The sequence below is a fragment of the Pusillimonas caeni genome, from assembly GCF_003545815.1.
Classification (GTDB): Bacteria; Pseudomonadota; Gammaproteobacteria; order Burkholderiales; family Burkholderiaceae_B; genus Pusillimonas; species Pusillimonas caeni.
This window is the reverse complement of sequence record NZ_PDUW01000003.1, coordinates 39,391-62,385: the sequence shown is the minus strand read 5'-3', so window position 1 is coordinate 62,385 and position 22,995 is coordinate 39,391. Positions and strand designations below refer to the sequence as shown.

The window sequence follows — 22,995 nt, the reverse complement described above, 5'->3', positions numbered from 1 at the left end:
TTCAGTACTCCAGCCAGATATCGGCCCTGGGAAAGTACAGGGCGGCGCGGGCGGGCCGTCCATCCAGCGCGGCGACCTGCTCGCAATAGCGCTGCAGCTGCGCTCCGTGGCGCTGGTGCATGCGCGCCGCGAACGCTTCCGCGCTCTCGCCCTCCCAGGGCATGCCGGTCTTGTAGTCCACCACCAGCCAGCCTTGTTCATCGGAAATGGCCAGATCGATGACCGAGACCCGGCCCGAGACATCCAGCAGCGACCATTCACGATGGGCCCGCGCCGCGCGCAGCAGCCACTGTCCGCGCTCGCTGGACAGCGTGGCGCACAGCGCCTCGCTCACCACGGCCGCCGCCTCGTCCAGGGACGACGCCGGCAGTCCGGCCCGGCCCAGCTGCTTGCGCAACACCGGCAGGCTCTGCCGTACGCGTTCGGCCGGCCACCCATCGGGGCCTTCGCGCCCCAGGCGCTCGAGCCAGGCGTGGGCCACCGTACCGATCGCCGCCTCGTGCGCCGTGTCCGGCATCCATTGCCAGGCCGACGCCTGCCCTGCCGCCTTCGCCGGTTCGGGCATGGGCAGGCTTTCGATCTGCATGCGCAGCAAAGGACGCGCCGGCGGCCGTACCGCCGAAGCCTGCCCGTCGGCGAGCAGCTCGGCCATTTCAGGGGGCTGCGGCTGAGGCAGATAGGGCCAGAGACGCCCGAGCAGGCTGGCCGGCGAAGGCTCTTTGACGCTGCCGTCGTCGTCGAGCGCGATCTCGCCGACGAGGTGCAGCGCCTGGCAGGCTCGCGTCACCGCGACATACAGCAGGCGGTCCGCCTCGTAGGCGGCCCGCTGTTTCTCGCGCTCGGCCAGATAGGTCGACACCGAATCGGCCGTGTCCGAGGCCCGATGCTTGATCGGCCCGAGCAGCAGCCGGCCCTCGCTGTGCTCCAGGCGAAGCAGCGGCTGGGTGTCGGCGCGGGGGCGGCGGTGCATGCCCATCAGGATGACCGTTTCGAACTGCAGCCCCTTGGACTTGTGTATGGTCATCACCTCGACCGACCGGCCCGCGCCCTCGGGCGCGGCATACAGCTGCTCGAGCCGCGCCTCGAGCTCGGCCGGATCCAGGCCGCCATAGGGCGCCAGTCTTTCGATCAGGCGGAACAGGCTTTCCACGTCGGCCCGGTCGCCCGCGCCCGGGTAGACAAGCGGCCCGCCCAGGCGTTCCCAGCAGTGCTGCAGCCAGGCGGTGAACGGAATGCCTCCGGATGCGTTGCCCTCGTCCAACAGCACAGCGCAAGCATGGCGCAGGCGCCAGGCCTCCTCCGGTTCCACCGGCGCGGCGGATTCGTTGCGCCGCCACCTGCCCAGCAATTCGCGCGCGGTGGTGTGATGGTCCGTGCCGAAAAGCCCGTGCAAGGAGTGCAAGGTAACGCCGCACAAGGGCGAGCGCAACACCGAAAGCCAGGCCAGGCGGTCGGCCGGATGGGCCAAGGCCCTGGCCAGCTGCACCGCATCGCTGACCGCCTGCCGGGACTTCAGGGGCGATAGCTCGACGGCGCGACACGGGATGCCTTCGGCCGTGAGGCGGCGCACCACTTCTTCGAGGTGGCCGCGTGCGCGTACCAGGATGGCGACGGGGTGCTCGCTGTCGGCATGCCGCCGCAGGGCATCGCGCGCCAGGTCGACGGCAATGGCCTCGGCCGTCCGGGTCGCCGACGCGGCGTCGATGGAAGCATGCGTCCAAACCGGATGCAGCTCGACGCCGACCTCGTCCAGCGCCTCGTTGTACGCCATGGAAGGCGTATAGGGAATCGCGCCCATGCCCGGATCGGCCTGCCGCGGGAACAGCGGTTCGAACATGCGATTGACCCAATGCACGATATTGGCCTGGGAACGGAAATTGTCCGTGAGTTGCAGCGCGTTGAGGGGGATCTCGCCCAGGCCTTCATCGCGCGCATTCAGAAACAGGCCGACCTCGGCCTTGCGAAAGCGGTAGATGGACTGCATGGGGTCGCCCACCAGAAAGAGGCTGCGGCCGTCTCCCGGCTCCCACCCCGCCGTCAGCAAGGTCAGCAGGCGGATCTGCGATTGGCTGGTGTCCTGGAATTCGTCGACGAGAAGGTGGCGTATGGACGCGTCGAGCTTCAGCAGAAGTTCGGAAGGACGCTCGGCGCTGCCCAGGGCGTGCAAGGCGCTCTGGGAGACCTCGATGAAGTCGACTTCGGACTGCTCGGCGAAACGCAGTTTCAATTGGGCCGTGGCCAGCCACAGCACCTGGACGAGGTCGCCGAGCATGGCGAGCTGCCCGGGCTCGTAGCCACCCGCCGGGGCGCTGCGGATTCTGGCCAGGCAGCTTATCCATGGCTCGTCGGGATCGCAGGCCGACAGCCATTGCACGAAGCTCTCTTTGTGCGGAGTCCTGGCCTCGAAACCCATGCGCTTGTCCACGGTGCGCCGCAGGGTGTTGGTCTGGGTGAGCAGCACGCCGGCCAGGGCCTGCCAGCGGGCCAGTTCGGCGAAGGAAGGCGTAAGCGCGGCGCCATCCCAGTCGAGCAGCGCGTCGAACGCGCATGGCTTGCCGGCGGACTGCAAGGCGGCGATGGCGGCCGAGACAGGCTGGGCCAGGGCGTGCGACCAGCCGGGAGGCATGCACTGCGCCAACTGGCGCAAGTCGGCCTCGACGGCCTGGCTCAGATTGTGCAGCAAGCGGCCCGCATCGCTGCTTTCGCCCAGTACCGGCAGCCATTGATCGCGGCTGGCCAGCATGCCGGCAATCAGTTCCTGCGCCGCGCGGATGTCGACGTCCAGATGGGCGATCAGCCTGGCCACGGCCTCTTCGTCATCGGCCATGGCCAGGGTGGCCTTGGCGGCTTCGCGATAGTGCTCCTGTGCATGCTCGGTAACCCCCGGCAGGCCGCCCAGCGTGCTGAGCCAGGGCGTGGCGCGCACCAGCCAGGAGCTGAACGAGTCGATGGTGCGTATGCTGAGCCGCGCCGGGTAGGCCAGCAGATTCCATTGCTTTGCCTCGTTGCGTGCCATGGCCTGGCGCGCCAGATGCCAGCTGTGCTTCTTGTGCGGCTCGTCGGGTTCGGGCCCCTGGCCCGCCCTCAGCTTGGCCAGCACGCGGGCGTGCATCTCGGAAGCGGCCTTGCGCGTAAAAGTGATGGCCAGGATTTCCTCCGGCCGGTCGACCGTCGCCAGCAAGGCCAGTATGCGGTCGGTGAGCAGTTCGGTCTTGCCCGAACCGGCCGGGGCCTGGATCAGGAAGGACTGCGTGGGGTCGAGCGCCGCCTGCCGGACGGCGGCGTCGGACGGCGGCCTAAACGACATGACCGGCCTCCTCGTTCAGGCGCAGGAAGGGCAGCACCTCGCAATAAGCCAGGTCGTCCGCCCGCAAGATGATGTTAGTCGCCAGGCCCTGGGCGTATTCGTCCGCCAGCCGCTCGATCACCGTCCGCCATTGGGCCATGAGGCCGTCCCAGGAAAGATGCTGGAAATCCGCCCATTCGCTCAGGGCGGCCGGCCCCCCGAAGCCGCAATCGCCGTCCGCAAGGCCCCTGATTTCTATTCCTCGCGCGTGCAGCCGGGCCAGCAGCAGGGCCGACACCGACGCGCTGCCCTCGGCGAGCACCGCCGCGTAGAAAGGCAGTTGCAGGCCTACCGGCCGTTCGCGCATCCAGTCCGATTTCGGGTCGACCTTGCCGCCCCCTGTCTTGTAGTCGATGACGGCCAGCCTGCCATCGGGCAGTTCGTCGATGCGGTCCAGGCGCAAGCGAAGCTGCAGCGGCCCGCGCGCCCACAGGAAGGCCTCCTCGACCGACCTCACGGTGAAAGGCCCGCGCTCGAGTTCGAGCGCGAACCAGTCATGCAAGAGAGCTTTGGCACGCGCTTGCTCGAGTTCGCGCATGACCCGGCCATAATCCGCCAGGCACTCGCGGGCGGCCTGATCAAGCGCCGTATCGATGACTTGAGACAGGCGGCCGTCCAGCTGCTGGTCGCGCAGGCTGTCGCTGTCGGTCAGGGACTTGCATGCGAGTTCCATGCATCTGTGCAGGAAGAGGCCGCGCGCATTCTGGTCGGCCAGGTCGGCATAGTCGCCCATCAGGCCGGCGCCGAGCCGGTAGCGGGCGAAGGCCCACAAGGGATTGCGGGCCTGGGTGTCGATGACGGCAATGCCGCCCTTGGTGGGCGCGCCGGGCGGCAGGGGCGGGCCTTGATCGTCGACGATGCGTTCCATGGGCGCCGGCTGGACGGCCGGCCGCCGCAAAGCATGCTCTTCGGCGTCGATGGACATAATGAAGGGACTGGCGCGCAGCTCTCGCTCGCCCTCCTGCCGCGCGTGGCTGACCCAGACGCTTGGCGCGGTGCGCAGCAGCGCGTCGAACATTGTCTGAGCCCAGTGCAGTTCGCGCTCGGGCGTGGCGCGCGGCGCGTCGGCACGGCGCAGAGCCGACAGCGGCAGCAAGGGGTTGGGCCGAGGCATGGAAGGCAGGACCTCGTCGGTCAGGCCGAGTATCCACACGCCGTCCCAGCGGCCGCCCTCGGCCTCCAGAAAACCCTGGACGTCCAGTCGCGCCGACGGATCGCGCTGAGGCTGGAAAGGCGTCTGCGTTGCCAGCGAAGAAAGCGCCGCCACAGCGGCGCCGACGTCGATGCGGCCCAGGACGATGGTTTGCCGGGCGAGGCGCTCGAGCAGCCGCTCGAGCGCCTCGACTGTTTGATAGGCATGGCTGTCCAGCGCCGCGGGGCCCGGAAAACCGAGTATCTGCAGCCATTGCCTGAAGCGCCCGACCCAGGTGTCGATGGGCGCCTTGCCCGCGTTGGCGAGCACATGCTCGAAACAGGCCGCCCAGGCATCGGCCAGCACCGGCGCCCGCGGAGCCAGGCGCCGCGCGAATTCGCCCACGGCCAGGCTGACGACGGCGTCGGCGCGCAGCGACGCATCGACGCGCGCGCGCGCGTCGGTTTCTTCCGCATCGGCAACGCAGCGCCCCGCCAACAGCGCCGCGCCCGCCACGGCGGGCTGGCATCGACCATGCCGCGCCATGTCGGCCAACAGGCGCAGCCAGGCGAGCGCCGCGCGGACCAGCGGCCATTGCGCCAGCGGCCGCGCCACGGCGACGTTGTAGCTGAATGCCGGCTCGCCTCCTTCGCCCCGCAGCGCTTCGCGCAGCACACGATGGGCCAGCGCGACGTCGCTCTCGAGTTGCGCGGCAACGATGGCATAGCACCCATGGGGGTCGCTGCGCAGCCTGTCGCCGGCCCACTGGGCCGCCAGGCGCCACTCGGCATCCGGGTCGGGCGCCTGGACGCGCCGGACCGACTCGGCCCTGACGGCATCCAGGTCCAGCCGGTAAAGGACGACGCCTCGAGCTTGGAGCGCATCGAGCAGCCGCTGCAAAAGGGGCGAAAGCTCGGAGAAGCCCGCCAGCACCAGGCGTGTGTAACGGTATTCCAGCATGCCGGCTTCGACCGCGTCGCATACGCGCTCGAAACCCAGCACGCCGTCCTCGGCATCCAGCGACTGCAGCCGGCGGCGATATTCGTCGCGCCACAAAAGAAAGCGCTGATGATCGAGGGTTTCTTCGCCGGGCTGCACAGACAGCCGCCATTCGGACATCATGCGGTCGGCCTCGATCGCCAGCGCCGCCGCCTGGCCGGCATCCAGCAGCACATGTTCGGCTTCCATGTCGGTGACGACACGTTGCCATAAGCTGCGCGCGCCGAAAGCGTCGACCACATGAGAGGCCAGCCCCGCCTCGGGCACGAAGGACAGGGTGTCGCCCGCCTGCTGCAGCCACGCCCGCAGAGGAACGATGTCGGGCAGCGCCATGACGCGCCGCTGCTGGTCGAGCCCCTTGGACAGGCTCGCCAATATGCGGCGGGCGTACCGGTTGTTGACGGTGAGGACGAGCGTATCGGGGCTTTCGGGCTCGGCCAGCCGAGCCAGCGTCAGGGAAGGCAGCGTGGTTTCCATGCTGCGAAGTGTACCGTGCTGGAATGCGCAGGGGTATGAGTAAAATTGCCTGCTGGAACCTCACTTTTTCGCATTACGGATCGCGCCGTGGATTTTGCTGCACCTGCCTCGATCGACAGTTTTCTGGACGCCGTCTGGCTCGAGGACGGATTGGCGGAAAATACGCTGTCCGCCTACCGGCGCGACCTGACCGCCTTTGCGCGCTGGCTGCATGACAACCATCGCAAGGACATCGACGCCGCGCAAGCGGCCGACATCCAGGACTGGTTCGTCGCCCGGCATGCCAGCTCCAAGGCGACCACCGCCAACCGCCGCCTGGCGGCGCTCAAGCGATACTATCTTTGGGCCCTGCGCCAGGGCCGGGTGGGCGCCGATCCCTGCCTCACGCTCAAGGCGGCCAAACAGGCCGCGCGCTTTCCCAAGACCTTGTCCGAAGAGCAGGTCGACGCCCTGCTGCAGGCGCCCGACGACCGCGCGCCGCGCGGCCTGCGCGACCGGGCCATGCTCGAGACGCTGTACGCCACCGGGCTGCGGGTGTCCGAGCTGGTGGGCCTGAACGTGCTCGATGTCAACCTGAACGAAGGCGTGCTGCGGGTGAACATGGGCAAGGGCGGCAAGGACAGGCTGGTGCCGCTGGGCCAGGAAGCCGCGCATTGGATAGATCGCTATCTGGCCGAAGCCCGGCCTGCGTTGTTAGGGTCGCGCCGCTGCGACGCGCTGTTCGTGACCGCTCGCGCGGCGCCGATGACCCGGCAGTCGTTCTGGCTGATCGTACGCAAATATGCCCTGCAGGCCGACATCCACGTACCCCTGTCGCCTCACGTGGTGCGACATGCTTTCGCCACCCACCTGCTCAACCACGGCGCCGACCTGCGCGTGGTCCAGATGCTGCTGGGACATTCGGACATCTCCACCACCCAGATCTACACGCACGTCGCGCGCGAACGGCTGAAGACGCTGCACGCCGCGCATCATCCCCGCGGCTGACAATCGGAACATCTCATGGCCAAGGACAAACACGTTTCGGAAACACCCGCCACGCAATTGCTGCGGCGGCACAAGATCGAGTTCGGCGAACATCCGTACGAGTATGTGGACCATGGCGGCGCCATGGAATCTTCGCGCCAGCTTGGCGTGGACCCGCATCAGGTGGCCAAGACGCTGATCATGGAAGACGAGAACGGCCAGCCGCTGGTCGTGCTGATGCATGGCGACTGCGAGGTGTCGACCAAGAACCTGGCCCGCCAGATCGGCGCGAAAAAAGTGTCGCCCTGCGCCCCCGCCACGGCGCAACGGCATTCGGGCTACCTGGTGGGCGGCACTTCGCCCTTTGCGACGCGCAAGAAGATGCCGGTGTGGCTGGAAGAAACCCTGCTCGACTATCCCGTCATTTATCTCAATGGAGGGCGCCGGGGCTATCTCGTCAGCCTCGCTCCGTCGGCGATCGTGCAATTGCTCGGCGCCAAACCCGTTCAGGCGGCGCTGCCCAAGCATTAATCGGGCATGGGTATGCCGTAGGCTTCCAGCTCCCGGCCCACCGAACTGTCCCACAGCTGCGCAATCTGCCCGACCGTCCAGCCGCCCGCACTGTAGGCGTAGCGGATTTCTTGCGGATGGCTCCACAGCGAAAGCTTGTCGCCGCCCAGGCCGATGCACTGCCCGGTAATTCCCTGCGCCGCCTGCGAGGCCAGGAACACGAACAGCGGCGCGACGTCTTCCGGCAGGCCCAGGCCCATGCCGGCGCGCAGCTCGGGCGGAAGGTCCTTGCCCTGGGCCAACAATTCGGCATAGGGCGCCATGGCCGGAATGCCGGCCACCATCTGGGTAAAGGCCATGGGCAGCACGGCATTGACGGTGACGTCCAGGCGGGCGCACTCCAGCGCCCAGGTGCGGGCAAAGGCGGCGATGCCGGCCTTGGCCGCCGCATAATTGGTCTGGCCGAAGTTGCCGCGCTGCCCCGCCAGGGACGAGACCAGGATGAGCCGCCCGCCCTCGCCCTGCTCGCGGAAGCGCCGCACCGCGGCGCGCGCGCAGGTAAAGGTGCCGCGCAGATGCGTCTCGATGACGGCGTCGAAATCGTCGTCGGTCATGTTCCACAACACCTTGTCGCGCAGGATGCCCGCGTTGGCGCACAGGATGTCCAGGCGACCGAAGGCCTGCACAGCCCTGTCCACGCAGCGCTGCGCCGCCTGCGACGAGCCTATGGCCACGACCTCGGCCACCGCCCTGCCGCCATCGGCGTGGATGGCCTCCACGGCCTCTTGCGCCGCCTGCTCGTCCACGTCGTTGACGACCACCGCGGCTCCCGCCTTGGCCAGCGCCTTCGACACCGCCAGCCCCAGCCCTCGGCCGCCACCGGTGACGACGGCCGCTTTTCCATTGAGATCTATTTCAGTTGCCATATAAACGCTCGTTGATTTGCTATTTGCCCCGATATACCGGAGCGCGCTTTTCCATGAAGGCGCGCGGCCCCTCCCGGGCGTCTTCGGTCGCCATCACCCTGCGGTAAGCCTGCTTCTCGAGCTTGAACGCCTCTTGCCGGGACAGACCGATGGAGTCCACCGCCGTCTTCTTGATTTCGGCCGCGGCCAAGGGCGCGTTGCCGGCGATGCGCCGCGCGATCCGCTCGGCCAGGGGAAGCACCTCGGGCCCGTGCACCACGTAGTTCACCAACCCCCATTGCAAGGCCTTTTGCGCATCGATCGCTTCGCCCGTCAGCATCAATTCCATCGCCCGGCAATAAGGCAGTTGCGCCGGCAGCCGCGCCAGCGAGCCGGCAAACGGTATCAGCCCCCTTTGCACCTCGGGCCAGGCAAAACGGGATTCGTGCGAGGCGATGCGGATGTCGGTGCCCAACAGCAGTTCAGCGCCGGCGGCCACGCAGACGCCATTGACGGCGGCGATGATGGGCTTGTTCATGGCCCCGTCGCACAAGGACGACACAGGCATCACCTCCGGATCATTGAGCAGGCGTTCGTCCCAATCGTCTTGCGGCAGCCGGTCGCCCGTCAGCAAGGGCAGCGTAGAGCCAAGATCGCCGCCGGCGCAGAAAGCCTTGTCGCCCGCGCCGGTCAAAATGACGACGCGCACCGCCTCGTCGAGACGGGCATCGCTCAGCGCATCGGCAAGGCGGCACAGCATTTCGGGCGTCAAGGCATTGCGCGCCTCGGGCCGATTCAGCGTGATCGTGGCGATATGTTCTTGCTTTTCGTATTTGAGCACTTCAGCGGTCATGATCGTTTGTCCCGTATGAGCTGGGATGATCATAGCAAGCCTCGGATCATGAGCTTGTCATCAAAAAGAATGACGCGGCGGGCGGAAACGGCGGGCGCGGCAGCGATGCAATCGGCCTCAAGCCTCGGCACTAAAGAATTCAGACTGGATCAATTCTCGGTCAAATGCCTGATGGAATTCTCAACCGCACTCGATCATGATCTGAAAAATCACGATCCGCCCCGCCTTCAATACAGCCAGGCCCGTGCATGGCAGATTGTTTTTGACCTTTTGCACGCTCGGGCACAGGAGATCGACATGAATCACAATCATTTGTTGTTGGGCGCGGCTTGCCTGCTGATCAGCGGTACGGCATTCGGCCAATTCAAGATTGTTTATGGCTCTGAGGGAAGATCCAGCAGTTATTCACAAGAAGCAAGTGCGATAGCAACATATTCCACCAATTGCCGTAGGCACTCCGACTACCCTTCGTTGTATCCCGAGCCCGAGGCGGCGAACATCATAGAAGAAAGCACCGGGAAAGCCACGCCTATTGATTGCTCTTCAGCAAAAAAAATGCTGGAGGCGCACAACGCGAGGAAACAGCAAGAAACCAAGCAAAAGATCGAACAAAAGGCAGAAGCGGACGCAGGCTGGGAGGTCCAGGTCCAGCAGAAGAACGGCTCCTGGCGGAGCTCATATAAAAAATCGACGGAGGATCGTGCGCGCTATTTTGCAGGCATCGAATGCTTGAAATGGAAGTCCCCGATAAGAATCGTCGATACTGCCTCTGGCAGGGAGCATGCGCTGTATTGCGACCCCAGGGTCGGAAAAATCACCGACGACGGCAAGCCCGCGCCAGTCGCCCTGCTCACGGAACCGGAGGCCGGCCAGCGCGCGAAAGAAGTGAAGGCGCAATGTCGCAGCAATGCTTTCATGAGTGCCATGCTCGATTGCGACTGTATTGAAAAAAATGCCAAGGTCGAGCTGCTGCAAAGCGAGGCCCGCGTCGGTGTGGACGCCATCCTCAAGAAGGTCACTCATCCCGTCAGCAACGAATGCGTCAGTCGCACAAATGCATATGCATGGACCCGCAGCTCTTGTGTGTCGGTGATGGAGGCCCACCGGCCGCAGGACGTCGAGGAATTTTGTAGTTGTACAGCCGATGCAACGGCATCCGGCTTCGTGAAAGACCCGACGTTCAACCTGGCTCACTACGAGAGGCTGCGCAAGGCAGCGATGAAGCAATGCGGACTCGGCAAGAAGGCCGGTTGACAGGCTATTGGCGCCCCCGGCAGGAATCGAACCTACAATCTTCCCTTAGGAGGGGAAAGTTATATCCATTTAACTACAGGGGCAAAGCAGCGAAAGTATAGCAGGCGCGAGGCGGCCTCCGCCGCCCGCGCCGCCGCGAAACGGCCTCGGCGGGCCCATGCGGCCCGCCTCGGTTCGCTCAGGCCTAGCCCGCGTCCTGCTTGAGGCAGTCGCTCATGCAACGGGTGTTTTGCGTGTCGGGGCGGTCATCGACATAGAAGCCGTCGCGGTTGGGCATCTTGACCTGCGGCAGGCTTTTCGCGTCGAGGGTGGCGTCCTCGTCCAGTATGCCGTTCATGTGCAGTATGTACGCCGTGACGCTGTAAACCTCGTCGTTGCTGAGGCTTTGCGGCGTCTGGAAAGGCATGGCGCGGCGAATATAGTCGTACAGCGTCGTGGCATAAGGCCAGTAGCTGCCCACCGTCTTGAGCGGCTTGGCGGTGGCCAGGCTGCCCTGCCCGCCGATCAGGGCCGGCCAAGGGGCGGTTCCTTTCAGATCGGCGCCATGACAGGCCAGGCAGTTCGCCTGGTACACCTGCTTGCCCTGCATGACCGTACCCGAGCCGGGCGGCAAGCCGTCGCCATCGGGCAGGACGTCGATATGCCATCCGGCGATCTGTTCAGGAGTGGCCGGCGTGCCCAGCCCATAGCCTTCCTGCGCCACGGCGGGCGCGGCCATCGACATCGCCGCCAGCGCGGCGAGCACCGTTGATTTAAGCGCGACCATTCGTCACCTCCCCGTTCGCATCCACCTTCCAGGGCTGGATGGAGTTATTGTGATAGAACGATACCTGCCCGCGAACGGCGGTAAGCTGTTCGAGCGTCGGCTGCACATAGCCGGTTTCGTCCACGGCCCGGCTCATCAGCGTCAATTCCTCGCCGTTCCATTCGAAAGGCGCGCGGAAGGCCGTCAGGGCTTTGTTCAACACCGGCTGCTGCAGTTGCGCCTCGGTCCAGGTATTGCCTCCATCGACCGAGACGTCCACGTGCGCGATGCGTCCGCGTCCGCTCCAGGCGATGCCGCGCATTTCATGCTTGCCCTTGCGGGTGAGCTTATGGGTGCCGGACGGATGGGTGATGATGGACTTGCACTCCATGATGAAAGAGAATTTGCGGGCGCGCCCGTCGTCCATGAGGTCGGTGTACTTGGCGGTTTCTTCACGCGTGTAGCCGGCCTGCTTGACGACATGCAGGCGCCGCAGCCACTTGATGTGCGTATTGCCTTCGTAACCGGGCACGAACAAACGCAGGGGATAGCCCTGCTCGGGCCGCAGGCGCTCGCCGTTCTGGCTGTAGACCAGCAGCACATCGTCCATGCACTTGGACATGGGTATGCTGCGCGTCATGGCCGCGCCGTCCGCCCCTTCGGCAATGATCCATTCCGCGGCCGGGTCGACGCCCACCTCCTGCAGAACGATCTTCAGCGGCACGCCGGTCCACTCCGCGCAGCTCACCAGGCCCGCCACCTCTGCAGCGGTCTTGCCCCAAGGCGGCAGGAACGACGGGTTGCCCGAGCACTCCATGAAGTAGATGTGCGACTCGGATGGAAACTGGCGCAGCTCGTCAACGGTGAAGACCAGAGGCTTTTGCACCAGGCCGTGGATCATCAGGCGATGCTGCGCCGGATCCACTTGCGGCACGCCGGCATGATGGCGCTCGTAGAACAGGCCGTTGGGCGTGATGATGCCGTCCAGTTCCTGCAGCGGCGTCGTACTGTAGGCGGACATCGGCTCGGTCAGGCCGGGATACAGATTGCGCACGGCGCGGGTTTCAAATTTGGAGGGCTTGCCGTAAGGGCTGGCGGTGGGCTCTCCCAACTGCTTGGTCCACGGCGGCACGTTGGGCGGCAGATTGGCGGTCTCGGCGCCGGCGGCCGTCCCGGACTGGGCCAGGCTGTGCTCGGACAGCCCGAAAGTAGCCAGGGCTCCCGCCAGGGCGCCCCCCTTGGCCAGAAATCGGCGACGCTCGGGAACCGGCGCATCCGGCGCCCCTTGCTCGCTCAACTGTGTGGATGCCGACCGCACAGCCGAGTCTCGATGTTCAGTCATTGTCTACCCTCCATTTTCTCGTTGGCTTCCATACAGACCGATCGGTCTGTATGATTTCACATTCTAGCGGCAATTTCCGAGCGCCGCCAAAGCGACGGTAAAATATTGATTTTTTTGACGAAGACGGAATGCTTGCTACCGCGCAGAAGCATCTACCTGTGACCGACACGACTCTTTCCCAGCTCTCTTCCCGAGAGCGCATCATCCGGGCGGCCGCCCGGCTTTTCGCCGAACGCGGCTACCACGCGGTCGGCGTCCAAGACTTGTGCGAGGCGGTGGGCCTGAGCCGGGGGGCGCTGTATCACCACATCGAAAGCAAGGAAGAAATCCTTGAAGAGATTTGCAGCAGCTATATGTCGCAGCTGGGCGCATTGGCGCAGCGAACGCTCGCGCAAGAGTCCGATCCGCAGGCACAACTGCGCAAGCTGGGATACGACCTGATAGACATCATCGCCCGTCACAAGGCCGAGCTGACCGTCTGCTTCCGGGAAATACAGTCATTTACAGCCGAGCGGCGCGAAAAGGTGCTGGCGCTTCACGCCGCTTACGAGTCTGCGTGGGCGCAAGTATTGAAAGCGGGCCATGCCGCCGGCACATTCCGGCCCTACTCGAAGGTGCGGCTGAAAGGGCTGCTGGGCATGTATTACTACAGCTATATCTGGATTCGCCCCAATCATTCCGAGATGGTCCGGGAAACGGCCGACACTTTCCACGATATTGTCATGCAGGCGGTGCTGGCGGGCAGTTGAGCCCCAAGCCCTGGTGGGCATGCATGTCCGGCCAGCGCCACGTGCTGCCGAACATGCGTGCCGCCACGCGCTAGCGGGCTTACTCGGGCCGCCCGGGGCGCTGGTCCTCGGCCTTGGCTTGCGAACGCGCCTTGCCGCGCTCGATCCAGTTCTGCAGCAGCTGATGCGCGGTTTCGCGGCCGCCCAGGCCGAAGGCCAGGGCGCAGGCGACGGCCGCCGATCCCAGGATCAGGCCGAAGGCCAGGTTCACGATTTCATTGGCCAGCCCCATAAAGCGCAAGCCCATGGCGACGGCCAAGGCGATGATGGCGTACTTCAATATCGAAGGCAGGCCGCTTTCGCCCACCGAGTCGCCCACCAGACGCGCAACCAGACGCGCCATGACGACGCCCACCACCACGATCACGCTGCCGAATATCACTTGGCCTCCCAGTTCGGTCGCCTGGCTGAGCATCATGGCCACGATGCCGAAATCGAGCAGGCTGGCGGCCTCGATGGCGGCGAACAGCATGATGGCAACCAGTGCGATCCAGCCCGCCACGCGGGACGGCCGGGCGCCTGAAGAAAGACTCGCCACGCTGGAAAGCGCATTATCGAACCCCAGGGTGGCAAGCAGTTGCTCCAGCAGCCTTCGCACCCATTGCGCGATGAAATAGGCAATGGCCAGAAGCAGCGCGGCCGCGAAAATGCGCGGGATGGCGTCCAGTACAGTATGCAGCACCAGGACGGTGGGCTCGACGATGGAAGAAATACCCAATGTCTGCAGCGCCGAAATGGCTACCGGGATGACGATGAGGGCGAATACGATCGCGCCCGCCAGGCGAATCAGCCCCGCGCAGTTCGTCGGGGCGCTGTCCGGCCCGGCGGCGGCGCCGATCCCGGCCGGCCCCACGCGGTTGAAACGCTCGCACCATCTGCGCCAGTTCACGGCGCCCAGGGCGGTCTCGACGATGGTTCTGACAATACGGGCGATGAGCACGCCGACGAAAAGAATGATGCCCGCGCCGATGACCCTGGGCAGGAAGACCATGACTTCGCCGGTCAGCGCATTGATCGGCTCCATGGCCTGCGTCAGGCCCAGCGGCTGGACGGCGACCAGCAGGCCGATGAGCCAGACCAGCCAGTAGCCCAAGGTCCCAATCGAATCGGCGAGATTGGGCTGCGGGCTATTCGGGTCTTTAGAAAGAACGGGCAACTTGTTGATGCCCTTGACCAGCCCCCATCGCACGGACTTGGCGACGAAATAGGTGATCACCAGAATTGCAATGACACCCAGAAGCTTGGGCCCCCAAAAAGCGACTTGGCCGCTCATGTATCCGAACTGCGGATTGCCTTGGAACATATGCCGAGCACCTCCCTTTCTAACTAAATAATTGCCAAAAGCCCTTTGATCCTAACAATCATGCGTATATGTCGCCATATTAATTTCCATACAAATTATTTCACTATGAATTAATCGGAAGTTCAAGCCGATGCTTTGGAAGAACCAATGACGGCAATGCCGACAAGGGCAAGAAATAGTCCTGCCGTCAAGCGAACAAGCGGGGCAAGTTGTTGTATGAGCGCAAATATGGTCAAGCCGCCTGCGGCAGATTTTTCTCTTTCCCTGCGCCGGTTTAAACATGGAATTTAAAGTCAAGGATAATGAATGCCGAATTGAATGCCGAATATCGCCGAATCGTCTTCCCGCCTCTTTCCTGCGGGCGGCGCGGCCGACTTCAAAAAATATCGACATGAAAGAAAACCAATCTTTAGCCGAAATTAACGTCTATTTGAAAGACGAAGAAAGCACAGAGCTGCTTGCCAAGCAGCTTGCCCCGCTCCTGTCCACGCAGGGCGAATACGGGCAGGCGGGCGGCCGGGTACACCTGAAAGGCGAACTGGGCTCAGGCAAGACCCACCTGGTGCGAGCCCTGCTTCGGGCCTGCGGCGTGACCGGCCGCATCAAGAGTCCCAGCTACGCCCTGCTTGAAAGCTATAAAGTTTCTAACTTATACTTCTATCATCTTGATTTTTATAGATTTAGCGATCCCAGGGAGTGGATTGACGCGGGATTCCGAGATCTCCTGCAAAAACAAGCAGTTGTGTTGATCGAGTGGCCGGAACAGGCTGGCGCGCTGCTATCGCCCCCCGACCTCGAAATCTCTCTGGAGTACGCGGGCGCCGGTCGACTGGCGCGCCTTACCGCCTATAGCAACAAAGGAAAATCATGGCTGACTTCACTGGTGCTCCCCCCGCAGGAATTTCCGCCAAGGGACTCGCCCGCCGCCGAGTCCTAGCCACAGCCACCACGCTGCTGGTGCTGCCGGTCGTACCCCGGCTGGCTATGGCCGCAACCATACTCGCCGTCCGTACCTGGCCCGCCGACGAGTACACGCGCGTCACGCTCGAAATGGACAGCGAGCTCAAGGCCGAACACTTCACGCTCGAAAACCCCAATCGCCTGGTCGTCGACATCGACGGCCTGAGCATGAGCAGCAAGCTCGACGATCTGGTGTCCAAGATCCGCCCCAACGATCCCTATATCGCATCGGTGCGGATCGGGCAGAACCGGCCGGACGTGGTCCGCATGGTGCTGGACCTGAAGCAGCCCATCGCTCCGCAGGTCTTCACCCTGAAGCCCATAGGCGAGTACAAATACCGGCTGGTTCTTGATCTATACCCCCAGGTAGCGCAAGACCCGCTGGTCGCCATCGCCAACTCCTTCCAGGATGAAGACCCGCTGGCGGACGTGCTGGAAAATCTGGCCCAGAATCCGCCCAGCACCGCGCCCGTTCCTTCGGTGGAGGGCCAGAAGCTGCCCACCAACCCTCCCATCGCCAGCAAGCCCACGGCGCCGCCGGAGCCACCCGCCATGGCCGCCCCGACGCCCTCTTCCCGCCCTGTGCTGGTCGCGCTGGACCCCGGCCATGGCGGCGAAGACCCGGGCGCCATAGGCCCGCGCGGCACGCGCGAAAAAGACATCGTGCTGAGCATCGCCCGGCGCCTGAAGAAACTGATCGATGCGCAGCCCAATATGCGCGCATACCTGACCCGGGACAACGATTACTTCGTGCCGCTGCACGTGCGGGTGCAGAAGGCAAGGCGTGTCAAGGCCGACCTCTTCATTTCCATCCATGCGGATGCGTGGATCAAGCCCTCGGCGCGCGGGTCGTCGATCTACGCGCTGTCGCAGAATGGCGCCACCAGCACCACCGCTCGCCTGCTGGCCCAGAAGGAAAACAATGCCGACCTCATCGGCGGCGTCAACCTGGGTTCGCACAACAAGCAGGTGGCCAAGGTGCTGCTGGAACTCTCCACCACCGCGCAGATCAATGACTCGATGAAGGTGGGCGGCAATGTGCTGTCCGAAATCGGCAAGATCAATCGCCTGCACAAGAAAAGCGTGGAGCGGGCCGGCTTTGCCGTCCTGAAGGCGCCGGACATCCCTTCCATCCTGGTGGAGACAGCCTTCATCAGCAACCCTGAAGAAGAGCGCCTGCTGCGCAGTTCGTCTCACCAGGACCGCATTGCCCGGGCCATGCTGACGGGCATCACCGGCTATTTCGCCTCCAGCCCGGGCCTGGCCCGGCGCGCCTGACCGGTCGGGGCCGCGGGCCCCGCGTCAGCCTTTGCCTCTGGTTGAAAACTGCTACCATAAGGTCCGGCACATTCATTGAACACCAGATGCAATTCAGCGACACCCGCACCCCCTTGAGCGAAACGCTTTCCCGTGCCGTGGACGGTATCGAAGGCGAGACCATCACGTTGCGCAAGCTCATGATGGCCATCGGTGAACAAGGCCTGCTCGTGCTGTGCGCCATCGCGACCCTGCCCTTCCTGATTCCGGTCTCCATTCCCGGCGTGTCCACGGTGTTCGGCGCGGCCATCGTGCTGCTGGCGGTGGCCATCACCATGAACCGCCTGCCGTGGCTGCCGCAGCGCATCCTCGACCGTCCCCTGGAAACGGCGCGGCTGCTGCCTGCGCTGCGCAAGGGCGTGGCCATCGTGTCGCGGCTCGACTCATGGGTGCTGCCGCGCATCATGATGCTTACCTCCGGCCCCATGGCCCGATTCAATGGACTGGTGCTGGTTTTTGCCGGGCTGCTGCTCATGGCGCCGTTCGGCCTGATCCCCTTTTCCAATACTGCGCCGGCGGTGGCCATTCTGCTGCTGACCATGGGCATGCTGCAGCGCGACGGCCTGTTCGTTCTATTGGGCTATCTCAGCACGGTGCTGACCGTGGTGTATTTCTCCGTGCTGATCTACGGGGCCTGGCGAGCGGGCGGCGCGCTGCTGGGATGACCCCGCCGCCACTCCAAGAGTTCCGTTCCATGCCACAACGCCGCTCCATTACACCGCTTCCCGACCCGCTGGTCAGCCAGATCGCGGCCGGCGAAGTCATCGAGCGCCCCGCCTCGGTCCTTAAAGAGATTCTCGAAAACGCCATCGACGCGGGCGCACAAAGCGTCGAGATCCGGCTCGAGGGCGGCGGCATACGCCGCATCGCCGTCAGCGACGACGGCTACGGCATTCCGCAAGACGAGCTCGGCCTGGCGCTGACGCGGCACGCCACCAGCAAGATACATTCACTGGACGAGCTCGAATCGGTGGCCTCGATGGGATTTCGCGGCGAAGCGCTGGCTTCCATCGCCTCGGTGGCGCGCCTGACCCTGATTTCGCGCACCGCCCTCGACGACCATGCCTGGCAACTGACGCCCGGTTCGCCCGCGCCCGAAGCGGCGGCGGGGCCGGTGGGCACCACGGTGGACATCCGGCAGATCTTTCACGACATTCCGGCGCGGCGCAAATTCCTGCGCGCCGAAGCCACCGAATACGGCCATTGCGTGGACGCGCTCGAACGCATCGCGCTGGCTCATCCTCATGTGGCCTTCCGCCTCTTTCACAACGACAAGCCGCAGAAGCATTGGCGCGCGGGCCCCATCCGGCAGCGCATACTCGACGTGCTCGGCCGCGAGTTCTGCGAACAGTCGCTCGACGTCGAGCTCGAAGCGGGCCTGATCGCGCTGCGCGGCATGGTGATACGGCCGGCCTTCGCACGGCCGCGCGCCGACAGGCAGTATCTGTACGTCAACGGACGCTACGTGCGCGACCGCGTCGTCGCCCACGCCATACGGCAAGCCTACGCCGACGTACTGCATGGCGACAGGCAGCCGGCCTATGTGCTGTTCCTGTCGGTCGACCCGGCAACCGTGGACGTCAATGTCCACCCGGCCAAGCACGAGATCCGTTTCCGTGAGAGCGGGGCCGTCCATCGCTTCGTCGCGCAAGCCATAGACCAGGCGCTGGCCCATGCCGCCGGAGCCTCCCATCCGTCCCAGCTGCCGCAAACGGATGAAGATCGGGGTGCGGCCGAAGGCATGCCGTTCGGCGGCGAGCCTTCCGGCGGCCAGGCTGCCGCCCCGCAGCCGCTCGGCGGCACGCTTGCCGCAACCGGACGCGAAGCGCCCCCCGCGGCGGGCGGCTATGCTTTTGCGCCCAGGCAGACCGCGTTTCGCCTGAACGACTATCCGAAGAGCCAAGGCGAAAACTGGCGCACGCTATACCAGCCTCTGCAGCCGCCGGCCGCCCGGACCACGGAGGCGCCCCCTCTGCCCGACGAAGCAAGAACCGACAATGAATTTCCCCTGGGCATGGCCCTGGGCCAGCTGCACGGCGTCTACATTCTGGCGCAAAATCGCGACGGACTGATTCTGGTCGACATGCACGCCGCGCACGAGCGGGTGGTGTACGAGCAGCTGAAGAACGCCATGGACGCGCGCGAGCTGCCTCGCCAAGAGCTTCTGGTGCCCGTCGTGTTCTCGGCCACTGAAAAAGAGCTCGGCCTGATCGAAGAGCACGAGGACAGCCTGGCCGAACTGGGCCTGACACTGCGCCCTTCTGCGCCGACCGCCATCATGGTGCGGGCCGTGCCGGCCCTGCTGGCCAACGGCGACGTGGAATCCCTCGCCCGCGGCGTGCTGCGCGACCTGGCCCAGGTGGGCAGCTCCGCCCTGCTGACTGAACAACGCAACACCTTGCTCTCGACCATGGCCTGCCATGGCTCAGTGCGTGCCAACCGCCGCCTGACGCTCGATGAGATGAACGGTCTGCTGCGGCAGATGGAGCGCACGGAACGCGCGGACCAGTGCAATCATGGCCGCCCCACATGGATACACTGGAAGCTGGGCGAACTCGATCGCCTCTTCCTGCGCGGCCAATGAGCCTCCCCATCGTCTGCATCGCGGGCCCCACGGCCGCGGGCAAAAGCGCCTCTACGCTTGCACTGGCCGCCGACTGGCCCATCGAGATCATCAACGTCGACTCGGCCACCATCTATCGGGGCATGGATATCGGCACGGCCAAGCCCTCGCCGGAAGAGCGCGAGCTCATACCGCATCATCTGCTCGACATCCGCGACCCGGCGGAAAGCTATTCCGCCGCGGCGTTCCGCGACGATGCATTGCGCCTGATCGACGAGATTCTGGCGCGCGGCCGCATCCCCTTGCTGTGCGGCGGCACCATGCTGTACTACAAGGCCTTGCGCGAGGGCCTGGACGACCTGCCCCGCGCCGATCCGGCGCTGCGGGCGCAGATCGATGCGCAGGCGCGAGAGCAGGGCTGGCCGGCCCTGCATCGCGAGCTGGCCATGGTCGACCCCCGCACCGCGGCCCGTCTCGCGCCCAACGACAGCCAGCGCATACAGCGCGCCGTGGAAATCTATCGCCTGACGGGCACGCCCATGTCCGAGCTGCTGGCCAAGCGCCCCGCAAGAGAAGACGACAAGCGCTTGCGCTACCTGACGATCAGCCTGGAACCATCGGACCGCCTGGCCCTGCACGAGCGCATACGCCAGCGCTATATGGCCATGGTGCAGGCCGGCCTGGTGGAAGAGGTCGCCCGGCTGCACCGCCGGCCCGACCTGCATGCCGGCCTGCCTTCGGTGCGCTGCGTGGGCTATCGGCAGCTATGGGACTATCTGGATGGCGCAACGAGCCTGGATGAGGCCATCGAGCGAGCCGTTGCCGCCACGCGCCAGCTGGCCAAGCGGCAGCTGACCTGGCTGCGTTCGCAGCCCGACCGCATGGTGGTGGACTGCCTGGCCGGCGATGCGGCCGACCAGGTCAGACAGCTGGCCGGCCCGATCTGGCGCCAGGACTTCCGGGCCCGTTGACGGGTCCTGGGGCCGGTTGACGGCCCTAGATGACGACGGTCTGAGGCGCATCCGGCGCACGGGCCACGATGTGACCGATGCGGCTGACTTGTTCGCCATGCTGCGCCAGCGTTGCCGCGACGGCGTCGGCCCGATCGGCCGGCACGACGATGACCATGCCGATGCCGCAATTGAACACGCGGTGCATTTCGGCATCGGCCACGCCGCCGTTCTGCTGCAGCCATTGGAAGAGTTCGGGCATTTCCCAGGCGTCCCGATGAAGCTCGGCGGCCAAGCCGGGCTGGAGAATGCGCGGCACGTTGTCGAGCAGCCCCCCGCCGGTGATGTGGGCCAGGCCCTTGATGGCCTTGCCGTGCTCTTTCAAGGCCGCCAGCACCGGCTTGACGTAGATGCGGGTGGGTTCCATGACCACGTCGGCCAGTTGCCGGCCGCCCAGCTCCTGCGTGGGGCGGGCGTTGGCGTGCGTGAGGATCTTGCGCAGCAGTGAAAAACCGTTGGAGTGCGCGCCGCTGGAAGCCAGGCCCAGGACGACGTCGCCTTCGGCAATGGACTTTCCGTCGATGATGAGCGATTTTTCGACCGCGCCCACCGCAAAGCCGGCCAGGTCGTATTCACCGTCCGGATACATGCCCGGCATTTCGGCCGTTTCGCCGCCGATCAGGGCGCAACCGGCCAACTCGCAGCCGCGGGCGATGCCGCCCACCACGCTGGCCGCCGTGTCGACGGAAAGCTTGCCGCAGGCAAAGTAATCGAGAAAAAACAGCGGTTCGGCACCCTGGACCAGGATGTCGTTGACGCTCATGGCCACCAGGTCGACGCCCACGGTGTCGTGGCGCTGCCACTCGAACGCCAGGCGCAGCTTGGTGCCCACGCCGTCGGTTCCCGCCACCAGCACCGGCTCGTCGAAGCGCTTGGGCACCTCGAACAAGGCTCCGAATCCGCCTATGCCGGCCATGACCCCCGCGCGTAAGGTCTTGGCTGCCAGCGGCTTGATTCGGTCGACGAGCGCCTCGCCGGCGTCGATGTCCACTCCGGCATCGCGGTATGTCAGGGAGGCGGAATTTTTGGTAGTCATGAGAAAAGCTGTGGGATGTGTAAGAATTGCGTGTTGAACTGAATCATCCAGCGCATTTTACGCTTTTACCCCCGGCAATGCCCCGACAACTCATTCTCGACCTTCTGCCCCCCCCGCCGCCGACGCTGGACAACTTCATCGTCGGCGACAACGCGGCAGCCGTCGATGCGCTGCGCCAATGGCAGCCGGGGCGAGCCATCTATTTATGGGGTTCGCCCGGCTCCGGGCGCAGCCACCTGCTGCGCGCCCTGAGCGATGCGCAAGACGCCCTGTATATCGATGCCGGCCAAAGCCGGCATATCCTGGCCGGCCTGGCCGCTCGCGACCAGATCGACTCTCGCCTGATCGCCATCGACGGCGTCGACCTGCTCGACGGCCCGGCCCAGGCCGCCCTGTTCACCCTGTACAATCGCTGGCGTGAAGCGGCGGCCGCTTCCAGCGCCTTTGCCCTGCTGCTGTCCGGCGACCGCGCGCCCATGGCCATGCCGCTGCGCGAAGACCTGCGCACCCGGCTGGGATGGGACCTGGTCTACCGCCTGCAGCAGCTTTCCGACGACGACCGCGCCCAGGCGCTGCATGCGCGCGCCGCCGAACGCGGCCTGCATCTGGCGCCCGAAGTCGTCAATTGGGTGCTTACCCACTACACCCGCGACATGAACCACCTCAGCGCCCTGATAGATGCACTCGACCGTTACTCGCTCGAGAAGCACAGGGCCATCACACTGCCTCTTTTGAAGGACCTGCTGGCGGCCGATGCGCCGCCCGATGAAACGAAAACCGTATGACCACCCCGAGAAACCTGGCCCTGTTCGACCTGGACCACACCCTGCTGCCGCTGGACAGCGACTATCAATGGGCCGATTTCCTGGCCCGCACCGGCCGGGCCGGCGACCCCGTGCAAGCCCAGCGGCTGAACAACGAACTGATGGAACGCTACAACGCCGGCAACCTCACCGCCCAGGAGGCCGCCGAGTTCATGCTGGGCCTGCTGGCCGCCGCCACGACCTCCGACCTGGACGAATGGCATAAGGTGTTCATGCGCGAAGTCATCGAGCCCAACATCCTGCCCGTAGCGCGCCGCCTCGTCGACCGGCACCTCGAACAAGGCGATCTGTGCGCCATTGTCACGGCCACCAACGAGTTCGTCACCGCCCCCATCGCCCGCGCCTTCAACATCCCCCATCTGATCGCCACCGTGCCCGAGATGCGCGAGGGACGCTACACCGGCGTCATCCAGGGCGTGCCCAGCTTCAAAGAGGGCAAGGTCACGCGCGTGCACGACTGGCTGGCTTCGCAGGGACTCAGCCTGGGCGGGTTCGAGCGCTCCTACTTCTACAGCGACTCGACCAACGACCTGCCCCTGCTCGAGGCCGTCACCGATCCCGTCGCCGCCAATCCCAGCCCCACGCTCCGGCAGGTGGCGCAGGCACGCGGCTGGCTGGTCCTGGACATTTTCAAGGACATGCAGGACGCAAAGTCCTAAAATACG

General features: G+C 65.2%; 19 protein-coding genes and 1 tRNA gene. 11 read left to right on the top strand and 9 right to left on the bottom strand.

Translation table 11 applies throughout. The features are described 5' to 3' along the window. Position 1: 1 nt before the first annotated feature. Together CSC67_RS07455 and CSC67_RS07450 are read right to left on the bottom strand one after the other, a co-directional pair. The gene (locus CSC67_RS07455; RefSeq protein WP_118993900.1) at positions 2 to 3,307 is read right to left on the bottom strand and encodes a UvrD-helicase domain-containing protein; all 3,306 of its coding nucleotides are present in this window, start codon (positions 3,305 to 3,307) and stop codon (positions 2 to 4) included. After that, complete coding sequence (locus CSC67_RS07450) at positions 3,297 to 5,954, bottom strand: PD-(D/E)XK nuclease family protein (protein ID WP_118993899.1); 2,658 nt, start codon at positions 5,952 to 5,954, stop codon at positions 3,297 to 3,299. Before CSC67_RS07450 ends, CSC67_RS07455 begins: the two co-directional genes overlap by 11 nt. Positions 5,955 to 6,041: 87 nt before the next feature. Between CSC67_RS07450 and xerD the strand changes: the two genes are divergently transcribed. Further along, positions 6,042 to 6,941 (top strand): site-specific tyrosine recombinase XerD, encoded by a 900-nt coding sequence (gene xerD / locus CSC67_RS07445; RefSeq protein ID WP_118993898.1) that lies wholly within the window; start codon positions 6,042 to 6,044, stop codon positions 6,939 to 6,941. A 15-nt stretch (positions 6,942 to 6,956) separates the two neighbouring features. Then, positions 6,957 to 7,451 carry a Cys-tRNA(Pro) deacylase gene (gene ybaK / locus CSC67_RS07440; protein ID WP_118993897.1) on the top strand — a complete coding sequence of 165 codons (495 nt, stop codon included), beginning with the start codon at positions 6,957 to 6,959 and terminating at the stop codon, positions 7,449 to 7,451. On the opposite strand, the gene CSC67_RS07435 is transcribed toward ybaK, so the two are convergent. Further along, positions 7,448 to 8,356 (bottom strand): SDR family NAD(P)-dependent oxidoreductase, encoded by a 909-nt coding sequence (locus tag CSC67_RS07435; RefSeq protein WP_118993896.1) that lies wholly within the window; start codon positions 8,354 to 8,356, stop codon positions 7,448 to 7,450. The genes ybaK and CSC67_RS07435 overlap by 4 nt on opposite strands. Before the next feature lie 19 nt (positions 8,357 to 8,375). Then, positions 8,376 to 9,188: an enoyl-CoA hydratase/isomerase family protein gene (locus CSC67_RS07430; protein ID WP_118993895.1), complete on the bottom strand. Its 813-nt coding sequence runs from the start codon at positions 9,186 to 9,188 to the stop codon at positions 8,376 to 8,378. Positions 9,189 to 9,236: 48 nt separating this feature from the next. Here CSC67_RS07430 and CSC67_RS07425 point away from each other — a divergent pair, with 48 nt between their 5' ends. Further along, the gene (locus CSC67_RS07425) at positions 9,237 to 10,442 is read left to right on the top strand and encodes a hypothetical protein (RefSeq protein WP_135227440.1); all 1,206 of its coding nucleotides are present in this window, start codon (positions 9,237 to 9,239) and stop codon (positions 10,440 to 10,442) included. An 8-nt stretch (positions 10,443 to 10,450) separates the two neighbouring features. On the opposite strand, the gene CSC67_RS07420 is transcribed toward CSC67_RS07425, so the two are convergent. The 3 genes from CSC67_RS07420 to soxC all read right to left on the bottom strand — a co-directional run bounded on the left by CSC67_RS07420 (position 10,451) and on the right by soxC (position 12,529). Then, positions 10,451 to 10,525 (bottom strand) — tRNA-Arg (locus tag CSC67_RS07420). Between the two features lie 101 nt (positions 10,526 to 10,626). Continuing rightward, positions 10,627 to 11,208, bottom strand: a complete 582-nt coding sequence (locus tag CSC67_RS07415; RefSeq protein WP_118993893.1) for a c-type cytochrome — start codon at positions 11,206 to 11,208, stop codon at positions 10,627 to 10,629. Then, positions 11,195 to 12,529: a sulfite dehydrogenase gene (gene soxC / locus CSC67_RS07410; RefSeq protein WP_118993892.1), complete on the bottom strand. Its 1,335-nt coding sequence runs from the start codon at positions 12,527 to 12,529 to the stop codon at positions 11,195 to 11,197. Before soxC ends, CSC67_RS07415 begins: the two co-directional genes overlap by 14 nt. Before the next feature lie 128 nt (positions 12,530 to 12,657). Here soxC and CSC67_RS07405 point away from each other — a divergent pair, with 128 nt between their 5' ends. Then, positions 12,658 to 13,278: a TetR/AcrR family transcriptional regulator gene (locus CSC67_RS07405; protein WP_167752794.1), complete on the top strand. Its 621-nt coding sequence runs from the start codon at positions 12,658 to 12,660 to the stop codon at positions 13,276 to 13,278. A gap of 79 nt (positions 13,279 to 13,357) precedes the next feature. Here the strand turns inward: CSC67_RS07405 and CSC67_RS07400 are convergent, their stop codons facing one another. After that, complete coding sequence (locus CSC67_RS07400) at positions 13,358 to 14,590, bottom strand: mechanosensitive ion channel (protein WP_118994332.1); 1,233 nt, start codon at positions 14,588 to 14,590, stop codon at positions 13,358 to 13,360. Positions 14,591 to 15,011: 421 nt separating this feature from the next. Here CSC67_RS07400 and tsaE point away from each other — a divergent pair, with 421 nt between their 5' ends. From tsaE to miaA, 5 genes are all read left to right on the top strand, one after another. Continuing rightward, entirely contained in the window at positions 15,012 to 15,557 is a 546-nt protein-coding gene (gene tsaE / locus CSC67_RS07395; RefSeq protein ID WP_118993890.1) for a tRNA (adenosine(37)-N6)-threonylcarbamoyltransferase complex ATPase subunit type 1 TsaE, read from the top strand. Continuing rightward, positions 15,488 to 16,858 (top strand): N-acetylmuramoyl-L-alanine amidase, encoded by a 1,371-nt coding sequence (locus CSC67_RS07390; RefSeq protein ID WP_118993889.1) that lies wholly within the window; start codon positions 15,488 to 15,490, stop codon positions 16,856 to 16,858. Before tsaE ends, CSC67_RS07390 begins: the two co-directional genes overlap by 70 nt. A gap of 86 nt (positions 16,859 to 16,944) precedes the next feature. After that, a complete protein-coding gene (locus tag CSC67_RS07385) occupies positions 16,945 to 17,562 on the top strand; it encodes an exopolysaccharide biosynthesis protein (RefSeq protein WP_118993888.1) in 618 nt (205 codons plus the stop codon). Positions 17,563 to 17,591: 29 nt separating this feature from the next. Further along, positions 17,592 to 19,481 (top strand): DNA mismatch repair endonuclease MutL, encoded by a 1,890-nt coding sequence (mutL, locus tag CSC67_RS07380; RefSeq protein ID WP_118993887.1) that lies wholly within the window; start codon positions 17,592 to 17,594, stop codon positions 19,479 to 19,481. Further along, complete coding sequence (miaA, locus tag CSC67_RS07375; RefSeq protein ID WP_118993886.1) at positions 19,478 to 20,431, top strand: tRNA (adenosine(37)-N6)-dimethylallyltransferase MiaA; 954 nt, start codon at positions 19,478 to 19,480, stop codon at positions 20,429 to 20,431. Before mutL ends, miaA begins: the two co-directional genes overlap by 4 nt. Positions 20,432 to 20,456: 25 nt before the next feature. On the opposite strand, the gene purM is transcribed toward miaA, so the two are convergent. Next, entirely contained in the window at positions 20,457 to 21,506 is a 1,050-nt protein-coding gene (gene purM / locus CSC67_RS07370; protein WP_118993885.1) for a phosphoribosylformylglycinamidine cyclo-ligase, read from the bottom strand. A gap of 77 nt (positions 21,507 to 21,583) precedes the next feature. Here purM and hda point away from each other — a divergent pair, with 77 nt between their 5' ends. Both hda and CSC67_RS07360 read left to right on the top strand, forming a co-directional pair. After that, positions 21,584 to 22,291 (top strand): DnaA regulatory inactivator Hda, encoded by a 708-nt coding sequence (gene hda / locus CSC67_RS07365; protein ID WP_118993884.1) that lies wholly within the window; start codon positions 21,584 to 21,586, stop codon positions 22,289 to 22,291. After that, positions 22,288 to 22,989 (top strand): HAD family hydrolase, encoded by a 702-nt coding sequence (locus CSC67_RS07360; protein WP_118993883.1) that lies wholly within the window; start codon positions 22,288 to 22,290, stop codon positions 22,987 to 22,989. The genes hda and CSC67_RS07360 overlap by 4 nt, the downstream gene beginning before the upstream one ends. Positions 22,990 to 22,995: the final 6 nt, after the last annotated feature.

Coding starts and splice junctions, on each gene's coding strand:
- CSC67_RS07455 (WP_118993900.1), bottom strand. CDS start 3,307: ATGTCGTTTAGGCCGCCGTCCGACGCCGCCGTCCGGCAGGCGGCGCTC.
- CSC67_RS07450 (WP_118993899.1), bottom strand. CDS start 5,954: ATGGAAACCACGCTGCCTTCCCTGACGCTGGCTCGGCTGGCCGAGCCC.
- ybaK (WP_118993897.1), top strand. CDS start 6,957: ATGGCCAAGGACAAACACGTTTCGGAAACACCCGCCACGCAATTGCTG.
- CSC67_RS07435 (WP_118993896.1), bottom strand. CDS start 8,356: ATGGCAACTGAAATAGATCTCAATGGAAAAGCGGCCGTCGTCACCGGT.
- CSC67_RS07430 (WP_118993895.1), bottom strand. CDS start 9,188: ATGACCGCTGAAGTGCTCAAATACGAAAAGCAAGAACATATCGCCACG.
- CSC67_RS07425 (WP_135227440.1), top strand. CDS start 9,237: ATGAGCTTGTCATCAAAAAGAATGACGCGGCGGGCGGAAACGGCGGGC.
- CSC67_RS07415 (WP_118993893.1), bottom strand. CDS start 11,208: ATGGTCGCGCTTAAATCAACGGTGCTCGCCGCGCTGGCGGCGATGTCG.
- soxC (WP_118993892.1), bottom strand. CDS start 12,529: ATGACTGAACATCGAGACTCGGCTGTGCGGTCGGCATCCACACAGTTG.
- CSC67_RS07405 (WP_167752794.1), top strand. CDS start 12,658: ATGCTTGCTACCGCGCAGAAGCATCTACCTGTGACCGACACGACTCTT.
- CSC67_RS07400 (WP_118994332.1), bottom strand. CDS start 14,590: ATGAGCGGCCAAGTCGCTTTTTGGGGGCCCAAGCTTCTGGGTGTCATT.
- tsaE (WP_118993890.1), top strand. CDS start 15,012: ATGAAAGAAAACCAATCTTTAGCCGAAATTAACGTCTATTTGAAAGAC.
- CSC67_RS07390 (WP_118993889.1), top strand. CDS start 15,488: ATGGCTGACTTCACTGGTGCTCCCCCCGCAGGAATTTCCGCCAAGGGA.
- CSC67_RS07385 (WP_118993888.1), top strand. CDS start 16,945: ATGCAATTCAGCGACACCCGCACCCCCTTGAGCGAAACGCTTTCCCGT.
- mutL (WP_118993887.1), top strand. CDS start 17,592: ATGCCACAACGCCGCTCCATTACACCGCTTCCCGACCCGCTGGTCAGC.
- miaA (WP_118993886.1), top strand. CDS start 19,478: ATGAGCCTCCCCATCGTCTGCATCGCGGGCCCCACGGCCGCGGGCAAA.
- purM (WP_118993885.1), bottom strand. CDS start 21,506: ATGACTACCAAAAATTCCGCCTCCCTGACATACCGCGATGCCGGAGTG.
- hda (WP_118993884.1), top strand. CDS start 21,584: ATGCCCCGACAACTCATTCTCGACCTTCTGCCCCCCCCGCCGCCGACG.
- CSC67_RS07360 (WP_118993883.1), top strand. CDS start 22,288: ATGACCACCCCGAGAAACCTGGCCCTGTTCGACCTGGACCACACCCTG.